We start from the raw sequence: 15,065 nt of genomic DNA on the forward strand, positions 1-15,065 counted from the left end.
AGCGACCCACAGCCGGTGCGGCGCTGACGCGGTGAAGTCACGATTGACCAGATCAGGACGACAATCCGGGACATCAGTCCGAAGCGTTGTGATCGGAGTGCGGCCCCTTCTGCGGCCTTGGATGCCGGCGAGTTTCATCAACCGGGCGGTCTGATCACGACCGATGTCCCAGCCGGCGCGCTGCATGGCCTTCCACATCTTGCGTACCCCGTACACGCTGAAGTTGTCCTTGAAGACTTTCACCAATTCGGGGATAAGCAGCGCGTCTGACAAGCTCCTGGCTGACGGGGCTCGTGTTTTCGCTGCTCGGTAGCCGCGAGAGGTGATAAACCCACACTCTGTCTCTTTCAATGTGCGACAGATGGCCTCGACCCCGAAGCGATCGCGATACGTGTCGATGTATTCGATCATCTTCTGGTGGGACGGTCGAGTTCCGCTGCGAAAAAAGCTGACGCGGTCTTTAAGATCTCGTTTGACCTGCGCAGCTCTTTGTTCTCTTGCCGCAGACGCTTCAGTTCGTCGTCGACCGACTCGCCAGTGCTCCGCTGAACGTCGGGGGACGCTTTGACAGGTTTCAACCAGTTGTTGAGCGTGTGCGCCGAGACGCCGAGCTTCTCGCCGATCTCCTCCGCCGCCGCCCACTTCGAACACCCCTCAAGCTCAACGAGCTCCTCGGCTAACCGCACCGCCTTGTCCTTGAACTCGTCACTGAACTTCCTAGGCATGATCCAATCCTCCTCTAGAAACGATCGGAACTAAACCCAGGACACTTCACTAGTAGGCCAGTGACATAAAAGTACCCATCTAACGCCCTGATGAAGCGGCCTCCCGGCATCCCTCGAAAAGGGTATTCCTTGTACTGAAAACGGCCCCACTCATCCGAATATTCGTAACAATCTTCGCTATCGGGCCCTAGATCAGTACGCTTGAAGAGTTCAAATTGGAAGACAAGTTGCATGCCGAACGTATGAAGGAATGTTCTAACTTCTTCTGCACGGACTTCTACCGTCCAGCCGTCAACTCCAGCCTGGAACCGGGCCAGCTTTCTTTCCTCGCCACCGAGCGTTAAATACCTCCATTCATCCCCTACTTGATAGGCATCCCAAAACCAGAGGAATGGTTGAGCAAGGAATATCTGGTGTCGGTTAGCACCAGGGGGCTTATTGGCACCACAGAAGAATTCAAGTTTGTTATCGCCGACCTCTTCATTTAAACCCGATGAAACAGCTGTACCTTTTTGCAGATGAGTTATGGACACTTCTCCGAGTTGTCTGCCTACCCATCCGTGACCGAACTGCTGGTCTCGTTCGAATGAAGGTGGCGCCAGGACCGCGCTCACCCCACCCCAAATCCCCGTTCCCTGGTAGGGGATGTCCTCCCCTACGATCAACCAACCAATGGGCGCTCGGCCAGCCTCAGTGACTTTCTTGTGGGGAAGATAGCGTTTGAGCTCACGATCTAGCTCTTGCCACTCGAATTGCCTCGACTGTGAACCTGCAGTCATGTTTCTCCTTCATATAACTAATTGAATCGATGAAAGATGGGTAAGGGGATCGGGCCCGCCAAAACAAACGAATAGCTGAAGGCTAGCTGCCACGTCGTAGCCCCGCTGACGGCCTGAATTAAGAACTAGTAACCATCCCCTCAAACCGCGCATACGCCTCCCGCATATCCGCCTCCCGATCCAACTGCCTAAACGGATAGTCGTAGACGTACTCCACACCCGATTGCGGATGCACCCACGTCCGATCCGTCACCGACAACTCTTCACCCTCACGCAACTTCGCCTGCAACTTCAACACATCCTTCGGCAGCTTCCGGCCATTGGCATCAAAGCGATCCTCCTGGTCATAACGCCGCATCACCGGAAACTGCGTCCGATAAATCATGCACAGCTCATCCACCCTCACATCCAGCGACAACGCCACAATCGCATCAATCTCCACCTGCGCAGCCCGACGCTCCTCATCCTTTCGCAAAGGCTTATCGACGCCCCAGGGTTCCCCCATAATCTCCTCCCACAAAGGCGAATACGCTTCGGTAAGGCAGTTGAGCCGGAGGTAGTTCTCGAGGAGCTGATCTCTAGCCGCATGAACCCCTAGCGGTAGCCCCTCCACCAAGGGATAAGACATCTCACTTGCTCCGGTCGATCGAGCCCAGAAATCGCAAATAAGCGACGACATCGCAGCACCAATTACCGCTGTCTTCCTGGTGTTATTTACCACTGCCGCGGAATGCACCGGGTGGACATGTTTTGCCCCTGGTGGAATCAACGCCGGATAAAGAGTTCTGAACCCGGTAGTTGCAGCCATCCTGCGCCAAGCTATACGGAAGAACAGACCGGAGGATTTCCGGTCTGTTCCCGTGGACCATTTCGGATAATCCGCATCATAACTCGGTCGTGCCGTGCGATCTGGCTGATAGGCCGTCGCAGGAATGAAGTTGGCGGGCATCGCCTCGAGGTCGTTCTCGGACCAGTCTTGGTTGTGCTTCAACGTGGGGTTGGGTTGCTTAATCATCGGTGTCGATACGCCAAGATGCGGGCCTTGGAGGATGACATCGTCCCATGAATCGGGATGCACCCAGCCTGTATCGAAGTATCCGGCTTTCTTGTCGATCGACTCGTCCCAACCGCGGGAGAATTGAAGTCCGAGCTCGCGGATACGGGGTGCGGCGGCAAGCTTCTCGAGCACTGCCGCGGCTTCGGTGTTGACCGTGTAGGCCATGCGGGACTCGATAGCCGGAACGGAGTCATCCTCAAGTATCGAGTGCCACACCTCGAGCGCATTGAGATCAACCGTTTGGATCCGGTCACGGTGGGGCCGTAGATCCCAATTCCCGTTATCGTCTTTCAGGCCAGGAAGATTGCCAGATCCGTCATGGGGGAGCGACTCTTGCACGGTGGAGGGGTGGTACAACGAGGCGGCGTGGTCGAAGCTTGGCACCTCTTGCTGTGGCCCGTAAACGTGCACACCGTACGCGTTGTGGTGGTCAATGTCGAACAGCACCAACTCGTTGATGAACTGCCAGTGGCGCCGCAATCGCAAGTAGGCACCCCGCCGGAGAGATGCAGCCTTCTTCTCGGTGAAGTGGGACTCAGGGTGGATGAGGGAGGTTGCGCCATCCTCCGACGCGTTACCCCACGTCCGCTCCATGAACCCTCGGTAGAGATCGGGCTGCTGGCCCACGAGGTGTGGGTAGCGCGTCACGTCGGAGAGCACCGCTGCGGTTGCAACCGATTCACCGAGGCCTCGGTAGATAGCCTCGCGCGCAGCGAGATCAGCGTTCCATTGCTCGCGTCGGTCGTTCTTTGCAGCTTGGGTCGGCTTGTGGGCGAGGGAGAACCATGGGTCGGCCTCGGAGTACAGCGCATCAAGGTCCGTACGCGGCCGCACCCACGGCGGGTTGCCCACCTGTAGATCGAAGCCACCGCGCGCGAAGACAGCCGCGAAGTCGAGGTCCCAGTGGAAGAAGCCTTGGTCGGCAGAGACGGATTGGACTGTTTCGAGCCACGGATGGTTTGCCATCACGGTCTCGATCTTGCGGGCACCGGAGAGGCCGATCTCAGTGCGTTCCAGCTCCACCAGTTCGTCCCAGTTGGTAGCGCTGGCCAAGCGGATCTGGTTGGTGTCGCGGGCCTGGGTGTCAACGCCGAGGAGGTCCGTAAGTGTGGCGAGCCACTCGTCGAGGTCGGGAAGCTGGTCCACTTCGGTCAATGGCCAGAAGGTCAGCGCGTTCCATGCGTCCATAGCGACGCGGAGGCGGAGGTAGGCACCGTCGGCATCGTGAAGCAGTTCTTGCTCGATCTGCTCGCGGCGCACATTCTTCGCGCTGTGCTCGGTGTCGCGGCCCCAGAGGTCGATGTCGCGGCGGATCTGGTCCTCCGCGATGCGCATCTTGGACAGCGTGATGGCCCAGAGGGACTCCACGCGCGCGGCGAGGTTGGTCAGCTTCTTCGCCTGCTCTTTGGTAGGCACCTTGCCGGTGACGGATTTGCGCCACGCTTTCATGGCCTTGATGTCGTCGGCGGCGAGGGTCTTCAGGTCCTTGGCGTCGGCAGCAGCACCCCACGTTGCGGAGGGCAAGAGGAACTGGTGGATGCGGCCGGCGGCGTTGATGTCGCGGGGCTCTCCGGCATCGATAGCTTCGGCGAGGTTCTGGACGGACTCCCGGCGCGGGACGGCGCTGAGCCACTCGCGCTTCTTCAGCTGGGCTGTGGAGTAGGTAGAGCGCAGTGCGCCGATGAGTGAGTTACCGCGGCGCAGGTGAAGGCCGAACCACGGGGCCTTGAGCTGGCTGGTCATGGTGTCCAGCCACAGGGAGATTTCGGCGAGCTCCACCGCGGTGGGGTTCAGGTCCACGCCGTAGACCTGGTGCAGGGCGATGTAGGCCTTGACCTTTTGTAGTTCGATCGCGCGCTGCTCGGGTTCAACCTGGGTGTCCAGTTCGTCCTCGCGAAGCTTGAGATAGAGCTCCGCAAGTTGGCGTACGGCCTCCACGGCGAAGGCGCCGGAGCCCATGGCGGGCTCGCAGATGGTGAGGCTGAGCACGTCCTCAGAGGTTTCGATGCGGCCTTCCTCTTGGAGGACCTCGATGGCCTGGCCGACGGTGAACTCGGTGAGCACCTGCGGGGTGTAGAAGGACGCCGAACGTTCGCGGTCACGGCTGGACTGACGGAAGACGAAGGAGCCCTCGGGGTGCAGGCGACGGGTCTTAGCGGTGCCGCCTTCCTCCATCTCCTTCGTCTCCATGACGAAGCTGTCTTGAGGGACGGTATCGGCACGGTCGGTAGGAAGCACCCACGAGCCTTTGGAGGCATCGCCCTTCGGCGCTACCTCGTACAGGTCTTCTTGGGCGATGAAGCCGTGATAGGACATCAGGCCCTCGTACACCTGCCCCAGCTCGGTCACGCCGAGGGTGGCATAGGAGATGAATCCGCGGTCTTTGCCTGCGGAGACCTTGGACAAAAGGAGGTTCTGCAGCACTTGGGTGAGGGCGGCGTTGGAGAGCTTGGTGTCGTCGATAAGCGATGTGCTCTCGCGCTTGAATAGGTCGGCCTCGAGGTTGCGGAACGTCAGGCCCTCGTTCTGCGCGTCCTTGTCGGCGCCGGGAGTCTCCAGCGGATCGTGACCGTGGTTGACCTGGGTGAACAGGAGCTGCAGCGAGTCGTAGAGGTGTGTTCCGCGGCGTGCTTTATCGGTGACAGGTGGATTGAGGATCTGGTCGCGCAGTCGGTCTAGCCCATAACCATCGACGTACTCGGGCGCGCCGGTGGGCAAGATGGCAAGCTCCGGGGACGCTTCCGCGAAGAGCAGGAAGAGGATGCGGTAGAGGTAGCGCAGGGATTGGCGGGCCAGCTCGTTGCCGTCGAGGTCGTCGATGGGCAGGTTCTGTTCGCGGCGCCGGTCCAACACGTCGTTGCCGATGATCTCGATGGATTCGCGCACCGCGTCGCGCAGGTCGCCGGAGACTTTCACTGCGTGCTGCTGAGATTCCTCGCGGGTTTGAACCCACCATGTGGTGCCGTGGGCGGCGCGCTCGAGATTCTCGCGGGCGAGGATGACGGCAATGCGTTCCAGCTCGCCCGCCTTCTTCGTGTCATTGCGTTCGACGGCCAGTTGCAGATTAATCGCCAAGTAACGGCCGAGCGGCCACGATTCGCGCTCAGCGACAAGCACCCACGTTCCCGCGATGACCACGATGAATTCGGGCGCGTCCTGCGAGAGAAACAGATCACCGATGAGCTTGGACACTGTGACTGTGGTGGGCTGCGGTTCCTTGCCTGCTGGGGTCACTCCCCCTGCGACGGGGAGGGTGACGAGGTTGTCTACCGTGACGTCATCGTCTGCTCCGTTTTCTTCTCCGTCATCGCTGTTGGTTGCGGGTGCCGCGCTCAGGACGATCAGGGTGCCGGCATTGCCGTGCCAGCCGCCGTAAATCAGTTCTTCGCCAGCGCGCTCGTAGGTCGTCTGCGATGGTGCCCCGAACCCGAAAGCTGTGCGGATGAGCGAATCGGTGGCGTTGGCATCGGCGTTGGTCGCGAACGCTTTTTGGAGATCGCCGCGGTACTGCTGGAAACGCTTGACCGGCGAGAGTGTTCCGGTCTCCTCTTCCAGTTCGGACCATTCCTTGGTGCGGTTCTTCACGCGTTTGGTGAAGGACTCGCCCTTGTTCTCATCGGTGGTGAAGTAGTGGTCGCTGATCCACTCGTCGACGTTGAGGATGGAATCGTATGAAGCCATTGGTGTGCGTCTCCTAATTTTCGCCTGCGTGTGGCTCGGCGTTGGTGTCGGCGGGCAGGATGAGGACGAGTGGGCGAATCAGTTCGCGGTCGGGTTCGAGTGAGGAGATGAGTGCTTTCTCTTCGCTGATTAGCGACGCCGAGCGGCCGACGCGCAGCATTGTCTGGCTTTCGTTTTTGGCGTGCTGCCAACGGTCCGCTCGGTCGATCCAGTACCCAATACGGTCCTCCGCATGTGAGCGCGCAGCAGACATCATCGGTTGCAGCTGACCACTGGCTACGTGCACTGACTGAGCAATGAGCTCTTGAGCATTATCAGGCAGAGTGAGCGTGCCCGGATTGATGGCTTGCTCGGTGAGTCCGATACCGCGCAACCACCCGATGGGATCCGGCACGTCCTGTGGGATCATGCCGTCCATCACCGCCACGAATGCGCGGGAGACGACCTGGCCCCGCTTGTTGGTCAACGTCGCCATGAGCAACACGGTCGGGGTGGGGACGTCGCCGGTGATGGCGGTGATCTGACCGGCGGAGAGCGACGCGAGCGCGCGGTCAGCGGCCCAATCTGTCACTGGGTGCAGTGGTCCGAGGAAGTGGGCCTTCGGCCACGTGGAACCGTCCTGCCCCGTGCGGGCGCGGCGCATGACCTCGTTTCCGATGTCCGTGTTGGTGGCCAGCTGGAATCGTTCGCGAACCTTGCGGTCCGCCAGGTAGTCCTGCGGAAGCACTTCCAGGCGGCGGCGCAGGTCCTCCGGCGGAGTGAGTTCAGCAACCTGGTTCGGGTGACGGACGTAACCCACGCCGTTAGCTGCGATGTCTTTCTCCGGGGCGTCATGGAACGCTTCGCTCAATGCGTCTTCGAGGTAGTCGATCTCGGACGCGTAGAGGCTGCCGCGGTTGGTACTTCCCGCTGTGATGTGGGTGTGCGGATCAGCGGAGTCGATGTCCTGTTCGTCGAGCTCAAGGCCGAACCCTGCCATCCATTGGTCAATGAGATCTTCTTCAGTGTGCGCGGTTTCTTCAGCGATGTGTTCCGGGGACTTCACAACGTCATCGAAACCAGCTTGATTCTGAATGATTCTGCGGATCTCGTCTTCCTCGCCTTTCACGGAGTGCTGTCCGATGAGTGAACCGACGTCACCGAGGATTTCATGGGCCTGGTGCTCGCGCTCGATGAGCTTCTGCAGCACGTGAAGCTCACCGACGTAGCCCCCTTGCGCGGTGTCGAGCAAAAGAGCAGTGATCTGTGGCGACTGCGTTTGGCCGTAACGGTCGATGCGGCCGTTGCGTTGCTGAATGCGGATGAGCGACCACGGAATGTCGTAGTGGACGAGGTCGTGGCACAGCGTGTGAAGGTTCACGCCCTCTGAAGCGACGTCGCCGGTAACGAGGATGCGGAGTTTGGAATCTTCGCGCTTGAATTCGTCGACAAGCCTCATTTGCTCCTCGTCCGAGAGCCCGCCGTGCATCACGGCGACGGCATCTTTGGGCAGCTTGAGGTCTTTAATGAGGTTGTCTTGCAGCCAGTGGAGAGTGGCAACGCGTTCCGAGAAGATCACCGCGCGGGTGTCACTTCCCTTTTTCACGCCGATGTCGTGCAGGTAGTTAATCAGCGCCGCGTACTTGTTGGAGTTCTGGCGGGTCACCGTGGAGTTCAGGTCTTTGAGCCGCTCCAGCGCCTCGCGTTGGTTCGGGTCGCTGGCAGGGACCCGCTTGAGGCGGTTCGTGACCGTGTCCTCGAGCGCGGCGGGCGAGGACAGAAATGCTTTGACCAGAGTCCACGGGAAGAGCCGATCCTGCGCCGGAATTTGGCCGTTCTCCGGGTTGATCCATATGGCCTCGAGTTCGCCGGCGACCGCGTTTTCTTCCGCTGATGCCTCCACCGGAATATTCAGTGGATCTTGCCGGACAGCCCACTGCTCCCCCACCACCGAAGCCACTTCATCACTGTGGCGATGGCGGCGGATGAGAAGACGGCTCACCGCAGTCTTGTCAATCGTGCCGTCCGGCATGACAGCAGTCGGGTCCAGCAGACGGAGGATCTCCTTGAAAGATTCGGGGTCACCGTTGTGCGGAGTCGCGGATGCGAGGAGCAAAGCTTCCGTGGTCGGCGCAAGCGTGCGGGCAAGTTCGTTGTTCTGGGTGCCCACATTCGTCGCATTGTGAATCTCGTCCATGACCACCGCGTCCCAGCGGACTTTCTCCAGCTGCGCGCGGTACTTCGGGCTTTTCAGCGTGTCCATGGAGACGATGACGCGTGAGAAGTACGTGAACGGGTTCCGGCTGGCGGGGAGAATCCGGCGCACGCGTTGAATTCCTGCAGAATCCAGACGCACGAGCGGGATAGCGAAGCGCGACCACATTTCTTGCTGGAACTGCTCCATGATGTGCTTCGGGGTCACCACGAGAATGCGGTCCCCGCGGCCACGGCGGATGAGCTCTGAGAGGATCATCCCGATTTCGAGGGTCTTTCCCAAACCGACGGCGTCGGCAATGAGAACGCGGGGGCGGAGGTTATCGTCGGAAAGCGCCTTGCGGACCGCAGTGAGTTGGTAGTCGAGCGGATCCATGAGCATCTCTTCCGCAACCGAGAGCTCTTTCTGGTACAGCGGAACCGGAGTCTGGCGCAGCGTTGTCTCCAGCCACAATCGCGTGGTGCGGTATCCGGGCGATTCATCAGCAACGACCTCGACCCTGGATGGGTCGAAAACCTCTACCTCATCAATTGCCGTGTAGAAGCTCGCCGTGGTGTCACGCACGTAATCGGACAGGCCACGCACCTTCAGAAGGTAGCCGTCCACGGATTGGGTGACATGGGTAATCAGCCAGAGCTCGTCACGGACTCGGACCATCAGGCCCGGTGCGTAGGAGGCCTGGCTGTGCTCAGCGGGATCAACCGACATCGGCGTGCTCATGGGTGTAAACATTAGCCACCTCTTCGGGTTTCCGAAGCAACAATAGAAGTCGAACGGCCTGAGCTCATCCGGTAGGCGGGGTGAGCGCGTAACTTAATTGCCGAGGTACGCCCGGGCTGCGTCATCCATACTCGGAAAGTGAGCGATCAGCCCGTCTGCTTCCACCAGGTGGGGACCAATGCCGACGGCACGAATGCCAGCACGTGTGAGCGCTTCCACCCCGGCCCGGGAGTCTTCGAACCCGATGATCCTGTCGGTGGGCACGCCGATGCTCTCTGCCCCGAGCAGAAACCCCTCGGGATCAAGTTTACCGTGGGTGACGTCTTCAATGGCGACGCTACGCTCCCCTACCGCAGCGAGCCCGGCTTGGGCTAAGCCGCTCTGCATCAGTGCGCGGAAGGTTCCGGTGACCACGGCGACGCGCTTGCCGTCGTCGATAAGCGAAGAGACGAACCGAGCCGACGCGCTCGTGATCGTCGGATGCTCAGCCACCGCCAATGTGTATGCGTCGGATAGGTGGCCGACGAGCGCATCGAACGCATCCGACGACCGCGCCGCCAAAAGCCGGCGGGCGATGTCGGGATCGGACAGGCCGACCAGGGATTCATATTCACTGGAACGTAAGCCGTCGAGCCCCACGTTCTGCAGGGCCGTGTCGTATGCCGCTTCCAGAACCGGCTCGTCATCGCTGAGCGTGCCGTTGAAGTCGAACAAGACACCGTCGCAATCCTAGAGCTTTTCTAAGAACATATCGGTCACGCAACCGATTGTGCCATGACCCGTTTTGGTGACGCGTAACCTTTTGACCAGCAGTTTTCATGGCAACTAGCGCAAAATAAAGATCAACTTCTGTTCGCCGATTTGTCACGATCCTGCCACCAATCATTAAGAAACCTGTGAAACCTTTGAGCGGAAAGCGGGCAAACTCCTGCCCTGCTTCGCCCGATTGGAAAGGCTCTACATGTTCTTTAATAAGAAGTCTGCGGCTGCACGCGTAGCAGCAGTCAGCTTCGCAGTCGCTACCACTCTCGGCCTCGCGGCCTGCGGTGGTGGGGGCGATGACGGCGCCTCGGCAAACGTTGGTGGGTCCCCGGAAGAGATCGCTCAGCTGGCCAAGGAGGAGGGTGAAGTCCGCCTCATCGCGTACCCGAAGACCTGGGCTAACTACGAAGGCCACTTCAACGAGTTCACCTCGAAGTACGACGTGAAGGTCGCCGTCGACTCCCCGGACGCGTCCTCCGCAGAGGAGCTGCAGGCTGTCCAGAACCTCAAGGGCCAGGACTCCCAGCCTGACGTGTTGGACATCGGCTATTCCTTCACCAACCCGGCCATTGACCAAGGTCTGGTGGAGCCGTTCAAGCCGTCCACCTTCGACGAGATCCCGGACGACTTCAAGGACCCGGAGGGTAAGTGGGTCTCCGCCTACTACGGCGTGATCGAGTTCGGTGTGAACACCAAGAAGGTCGATGACGTTCCGAAGACCTTCAAGGACCTCCTCGACCCGAAGTACAAGGGCCAGATCGCTCTGTCCGGTGACCCGCGCCAGGGCGCATCCTCCATCGCCGGCGTGTTCGCTGCGTCGCTGGCTAACGGCGGTTCCCTCGACGACATCGAGCCGGGTGTGGCGTTCTTCGAGGAGCTGTCCAAGTCCGGCAACCTCGTGAGCATCTCTGACCCGGCTGCCGCCCTGACCACCGGTGAGGCTGCCATTGTCCTCGACTGGAACTACAACTGGGTCGGCGCCACCGAGCAGCTGGAGAAGGACGGCGTCGACCTTGAGCGTGTTGTTCCGGAAGACGGTGTCTTCGGCAACTTCTACGCTCAGCCGATCTCGGTCAACCCGAAGCGCCCGAACGCGGCACGCCTGTGGGTTGAGTGGCTCAACTCCGACGAGGGCGCAGAGCAGTACGCTCTCGGTGGCGCTATCCCGTCCCGCTTCACCAAGCTGGCAGAGGAAGGCAAGCTCTCCGATGAGGCTATGGAGAAGCTGCCGGACCCGGCTGTCCTGGAAAAGGTGCAGGTCCCGTCCGTTGAGCAGGGTGACAAGGCCAACGAGGTCATCGCTACCGAGTGGGCAAAGAGGGTCCGCAACTAATGTCTAACGTCGTCTCTTCTTCCCAGGACGCGGTCGAACCGCAATCTACTCTGGGGCATGATGAGAACGGCAAGAAGAAGGAAAAGCGGGAGCGCACACCCAAAGGGAAGTTCAGTTTCAACCCTGCTTCCCTCGGTGCGCTCCCGTACTTCCTTTTTCTGGCTGTCTTCCTGATCATGCCGATCCTGGCGAACACCCTGAAGTCGTTCCAAGATCCCCAAGGCAACTTCACTCTCGCGACAATGGGCGAGGCAATGGGTTCGACCTACCGCAGCGCGTTCGTCCTCACCTTCAACCTGTCACTATTCACCGCTGTCGTCGGTGGCGTCTTCGGCGTGCTGCTCGCGTGGGCGCTGACCAACGACAAGCGGCCAGGCAAGCTCTCCGGGTTGATCAACAGCTTCTCCGCTCTCGCCGCCCAGTCCGGTGGTGTGGGTCTGGCCTACGCCTTCATCGCTCTTCTGGGCACTGAGGGTCTGCTCACCGTGGCCATCTCCAACGGCTGGCCCGGTTTCCGCGATGTCTTCTCCCTGACCGGTTTCTGGGGTGTGTCCTTGGTGTACCTCTACTTCCAAATTCCGCTGATGGCCACGCTGATGCTGCCGGCCATGCAGGGCATCCGCAAAGAGTGGTACGACGCTGCATCGTCTCTCGGCGCCACCCGCAGCCAATACATCAAGGATGTGGTCATCCCCGTTCTGTGGCCCGCCATCCTGGGTTCCCTGCTGCTCCTGTTCGCTAACGCATTCGCTGCCTACGCCACCGCGTACGCCCTGGCCGGCGGTTCGCTCAACCTGGTGCCGATCCTCATCGGCTTCTTCATCAGCGGCAACGTGCTGCTCAACCCGGGCCTTGCAGCTGCGCTGGTCACCTGGATGATGCTCATCATCATCGCGGCGATGGCTCTGCGCATCTACTTCACCAGAAGGAGTGAAAAATGGCTCAACCAGTAACGACAGCTCCGGCCGAGGAAGCCATCGACCCCGCGTCCGACAAGAAAGTTCGCCGCCGCAACCAGCACAAGACGTCGGCAGCCTCGACCGCGATCCTCATCGTCGCTGCGATCTACTTCGCACTGCCCTGGCTAGCGGCCGCCATCTTCGGTTTCACCCGTCCGGGTGTCGGTTTCACCACGGACACCCTGATGGAGACCTTCAACCACTCGCGCGCAGGCGAATCCCTGATCAACACGTTGCTGTTGACCGTGGTGACCACCCTGGTCATGCTGCTCCTTCTGGTGCCCACCATCATCTTCTTGAACCTCAAGGCCCCGCAGATGGCAAAGGCAGCCGAGTTCCTATCGGTTCTCCCTCTCGTCGTTCCGGCCGTGGCTCTGGTCAACGGTGTATCGGTGTTCTTCCGGCCGTTTGCCCCGGGCTTGCTCACCTCGATGTGGATCCTCGTTCCGCTATACGTCATCAACGCGCTGCCGCTGTGTTACCGCGCCATTGACGCTGGTGTAAAGGCCTTGGACCTGCGCACGATGTTCGCTGCGTCGTCGTCGCTGGGTGCGACTACCTGGCAGACGTTGAGCGGCGTGGTCATCCCCAACCTGCGCGTCGCCATGCTGTCCGCGTCGCTGCTCTGCATCGCAATGGTGGTCAGCGAGTTCGCTATCGCCTCCCTGCTCCTGCAGTACACCTTCCCCGTGTTCATGGTCGAAGTGTCCTCGACGAACCCGCGCGGTATCGCCGCCCTGTCGTTCTTCGTCATGATCTTCACCTGGATTCTGCTCAGTTTGATCTCGGCGGCATCCAACATCTCGCTCAAAAAGAATAGAAAGGCCTCGTAGCCATGGCTGAGCCCTTTGTGATCCTCAAGGATCTAGTCAAGTCCTACGGTGAAAAAACCGTCCTGCGTAACTTCAACATGTCCATCGGCGAGGGCGAGATGGTCGCTCTCCTCGGCCCCTCCGGTTGCGGTAAGTCCACCTCGCTGAAGATCCTCGCCGGCCTTGAGCAGGCAGATTCCGGCGACGTCATCATCAACGGCCGCGAGGTGTCGGGCCTACCTACCCGCAAGCGCAACCTGGGCATCGTGTTCCAGGCGTACTCCCTGTTCCCGCACATGGATGCGGTGGAGAACGTCGCATACGGCCTGAAGATCCGTGGCGTTGATGCGGGAGCTCGCCGTAAGCGCGCGGAAGAGCTCGTTGAGCTCGTCGGCCTGAATGAGCACGCCGAAAAGTACCCGGGACAGATGTCGGGTGGTCAGCAGCAGCGTGTCGCGCTCGCTCGCGCTCTCGCGGTGGAGCCGGAAGTGTTGCTTCTCGACGAGCCGCTGTCCGCCCTCGACGCCAAGGTCCGTGTGCAGCTGCGCGACGAGATCCGCCGCATTCAGCTGCAAGAGGGCATCGCTACCCTCATGGTGACCCACGACCAGGAGGAAGCTCTGGTCATGGCGGACCGCATCGGTGTCATGAATGAGGGTGTCATTGCCCAGATCGGCACCCCGGCTGAGATCTACCGCCACCCGGAATCCCCGTTCATTTCCTCCTTCGTCGGCATCACCAACCGCATCCCGGGCGTGGTGGGTAACGGCCGACTCAACGTGATGGATGTCGAAATGGACATTGTGAACAAGGACATGCCCGCTTCCGACGGCGACATCATGATCGCGCTTCTCCGCCCGGAGGAGTTCGAGCTGCGTCACGACGAGCAGGGGCGTTTCACGGTGCACGACATTCAGCTCCGTGGCATCTTCTCCGCCGTCATGCTCGACCACGACGACTACCCGGGCCAGGTGCGTGTCGACGTCTCCACGACAAAGGCCGACCAGATCGCCCCGGGCCAGCGAGTGAAGTTGGACTTGGTCCGTTCGGAGACAGTCATTGACACCCCGACCGATGAGGAGCGCACCGTCGCCCAGGAGCTGTACGCGAAGCGTCCGCTGGGCACCTACCCGACGCTCCAAGCAGGTCAGCCGCACGAGTAAGGAACAGGTTCACACATGCTGATCCCAAGCAACGAGCCTCAGGGCTCGAACGATGTCGGCCCGGGTGCGCACCGGCCCATCTTGATCATCGGTCTCGACGGGACCCGATGGGACCTCGTCCAGCGCGACGGCGTCGGTGACGTTCTGCCCCGCCTGGCGGAGGAGGGCCGCTTCTCCACCATCACGATGGAAGTGCCGACCATCTCCGGGCCAGGGTGGGCCTCCCTGCTGACAGGCGCATCGCACGCGGAGCACGGGATCGTGGACAACACCATGGTGGGAAGCCACCACTGGGCCTACCCCGACGTTCTCTCCTTGGCGTTCCACCGGGACACCACCACGCGCACCTTCGCCGCTGCCGGCTGGCCGGTGCTGATCGACCCGGCAGGACTTGGACCGATCCTCCACCCGCGGGAAGATCAGCAAAAGGCTGGCCTGCACCGCATCGTCGCACGCGACGGAGAAACCCATGGCTACATTGCTACCGACGCAGAGTGCGTGGCCTACGCCCACGCAGCGCTACGCGGACCAGCATTCGACACGGGGTTCGTCTACTGCTGCGATGTGGACGACGCCGGCCACGTGTACGGCGCAGTGTCGGATGAATACGCCGACGCAATCCGCCGGGTGGATGCGCACGTTCAGACCCTGGTGGAGGACATCCAGTTCCGCTACGACACCTTCGATGAAGACTGGCTCGTGGTGATTACCACTGACCACGGTCACGTGGACGCCGGTGGCCACGGCGGCGACTCCCCTGAAGAACGCGCCTCCTGGGCCATCGCTTGGGCCCCGAGCGGAACCCTGCCAGACTGGCCGGAGGAACTGGAGCCGACCCAGCTCACACCCTTGATTCTCGAGGCCCGATACGGGTAAACTC

At 60.8% G+C, this 15,065-nt stretch carries 9 protein-coding genes and 1 pseudogene; 5 read left to right on the forward strand and 5 right to left on the reverse strand.

Going from position 1 to position 15,065, the window contains the following annotated elements; genetic code table 11:
- The 5 genes and pseudogenes from KBX07_RS02640 to KBX07_RS02660 form a co-directional block, all read right to left on the reverse strand.
- A pseudogene (locus KBX07_RS02640) lies at positions 1 to 725 on the reverse strand (IS3 family transposase); the annotation flags it as partial.
- A 14-nt stretch (positions 726 to 739) separates the two neighbouring features.
- On the reverse strand, positions 740 to 1,504 hold the full coding sequence (locus tag KBX07_RS02645) for a hypothetical protein (protein ID WP_256022910.1): 765 nt from the start codon (positions 1,502 to 1,504) through the stop codon (positions 740 to 742).
- A gap of 118 nt (positions 1,505 to 1,622) precedes the next feature.
- Positions 1,623 to 6,242 carry a DNA methyltransferase gene (locus tag KBX07_RS02650; RefSeq protein WP_256022912.1) on the reverse strand — a complete coding sequence of 1,540 codons (4,620 nt, stop codon included), beginning with the start codon at positions 6,240 to 6,242 and terminating at the stop codon, positions 1,623 to 1,625.
- 13 nt (positions 6,243 to 6,255) lie between these two features.
- Positions 6,256 to 9,156 carry a DEAD/DEAH box helicase gene (locus KBX07_RS02655; RefSeq protein ID WP_256022914.1) on the reverse strand — a complete coding sequence of 967 codons (2,901 nt, stop codon included), beginning with the start codon at positions 9,154 to 9,156 and terminating at the stop codon, positions 6,256 to 6,258.
- A 93-nt stretch (positions 9,157 to 9,249) separates the two neighbouring features.
- Positions 9,250 to 9,870 (reverse strand): HAD family phosphatase, encoded by a 621-nt coding sequence (locus KBX07_RS02660; RefSeq protein ID WP_256022916.1) that lies wholly within the window; start codon positions 9,868 to 9,870, stop codon positions 9,250 to 9,252.
- Between the two features lie 247 nt (positions 9,871 to 10,117).
- Between KBX07_RS02660 and KBX07_RS02665 the strand changes: the two genes are divergently transcribed.
- Genes KBX07_RS02665 through KBX07_RS02685 form a run of 5 tightly spaced genes read left to right on the forward strand, consistent with a single transcriptional unit; the run spans position 10,118 to position 15,061 of the window.
- Positions 10,118 to 11,251: an ABC transporter substrate-binding protein gene (locus KBX07_RS02665; protein ID WP_256022917.1), complete on the forward strand. Its 1,134-nt coding sequence runs from the start codon at positions 10,118 to 10,120 to the stop codon at positions 11,249 to 11,251.
- Positions 11,251 to 12,204, forward strand: a complete 954-nt coding sequence (locus KBX07_RS02670) for an ABC transporter permease subunit (protein WP_256022919.1) — start codon at positions 11,251 to 11,253, stop codon at positions 12,202 to 12,204. The genes KBX07_RS02665 and KBX07_RS02670 overlap by 1 nt, the downstream gene beginning before the upstream one ends.
- Positions 12,189 to 13,043, forward strand: a complete 855-nt coding sequence (locus tag KBX07_RS02675) for an ABC transporter permease (RefSeq protein WP_256022920.1) — start codon at positions 12,189 to 12,191, stop codon at positions 13,041 to 13,043. Before KBX07_RS02670 ends, KBX07_RS02675 begins: the two co-directional genes overlap by 16 nt.
- A gap of 2 nt (positions 13,044 to 13,045) precedes the next feature.
- A complete protein-coding gene (locus KBX07_RS02680; protein WP_256022922.1) occupies positions 13,046 to 14,185 on the forward strand; it encodes an ABC transporter ATP-binding protein in 1,140 nt (379 codons plus the stop codon).
- 15 nt (positions 14,186 to 14,200) lie between these two features.
- Entirely contained in the window at positions 14,201 to 15,061 is an 861-nt protein-coding gene (locus tag KBX07_RS02685; RefSeq protein WP_256022923.1) for an alkaline phosphatase family protein, read from the forward strand.
- Positions 15,062 to 15,065: the final 4 nt, after the last annotated feature.

Origin of the sequence: Corynebacterium sp. CCUG 70398, from assembly GCF_024454055.1 — a bacterium.
Lineage (GTDB): Bacteria > Actinomycetota > Actinomycetes > Mycobacteriales > Mycobacteriaceae > Corynebacterium > Corynebacterium genitalium.

Bases quoted from the DNA above. Each gene is read 5' to 3' on its own strand.
- KBX07_RS02645 (WP_256022910.1), bottom strand. From the start codon at position 1,504: ATGACTGCAGGTTCACAGTCGAGGCAATTCGAGTGGCAAGAGCTAGAT.
- KBX07_RS02650 (WP_256022912.1), bottom strand. From the start codon at position 6,242: ATGGCTTCATACGATTCCATCCTCAACGTCGACGAGTGGATCAGCGAC.
- KBX07_RS02655 (WP_256022914.1), bottom strand. From the start codon at position 9,156: ATGAGCACGCCGATGTCGGTTGATCCCGCTGAGCACAGCCAGGCCTCC.
- KBX07_RS02665 (WP_256022917.1), top strand. From the start codon at position 10,118: ATGTTCTTTAATAAGAAGTCTGCGGCTGCACGCGTAGCAGCAGTCAGC.
- KBX07_RS02670 (WP_256022919.1), top strand. From the start codon at position 11,251: ATGTCTAACGTCGTCTCTTCTTCCCAGGACGCGGTCGAACCGCAATCT.
- KBX07_RS02675 (WP_256022920.1), top strand. From the start codon at position 12,189: ATGGCTCAACCAGTAACGACAGCTCCGGCCGAGGAAGCCATCGACCCC.
- KBX07_RS02680 (WP_256022922.1), top strand. From the start codon at position 13,046: ATGGCTGAGCCCTTTGTGATCCTCAAGGATCTAGTCAAGTCCTACGGT.
- KBX07_RS02685 (WP_256022923.1), top strand. From the start codon at position 14,201: ATGCTGATCCCAAGCAACGAGCCTCAGGGCTCGAACGATGTCGGCCCG.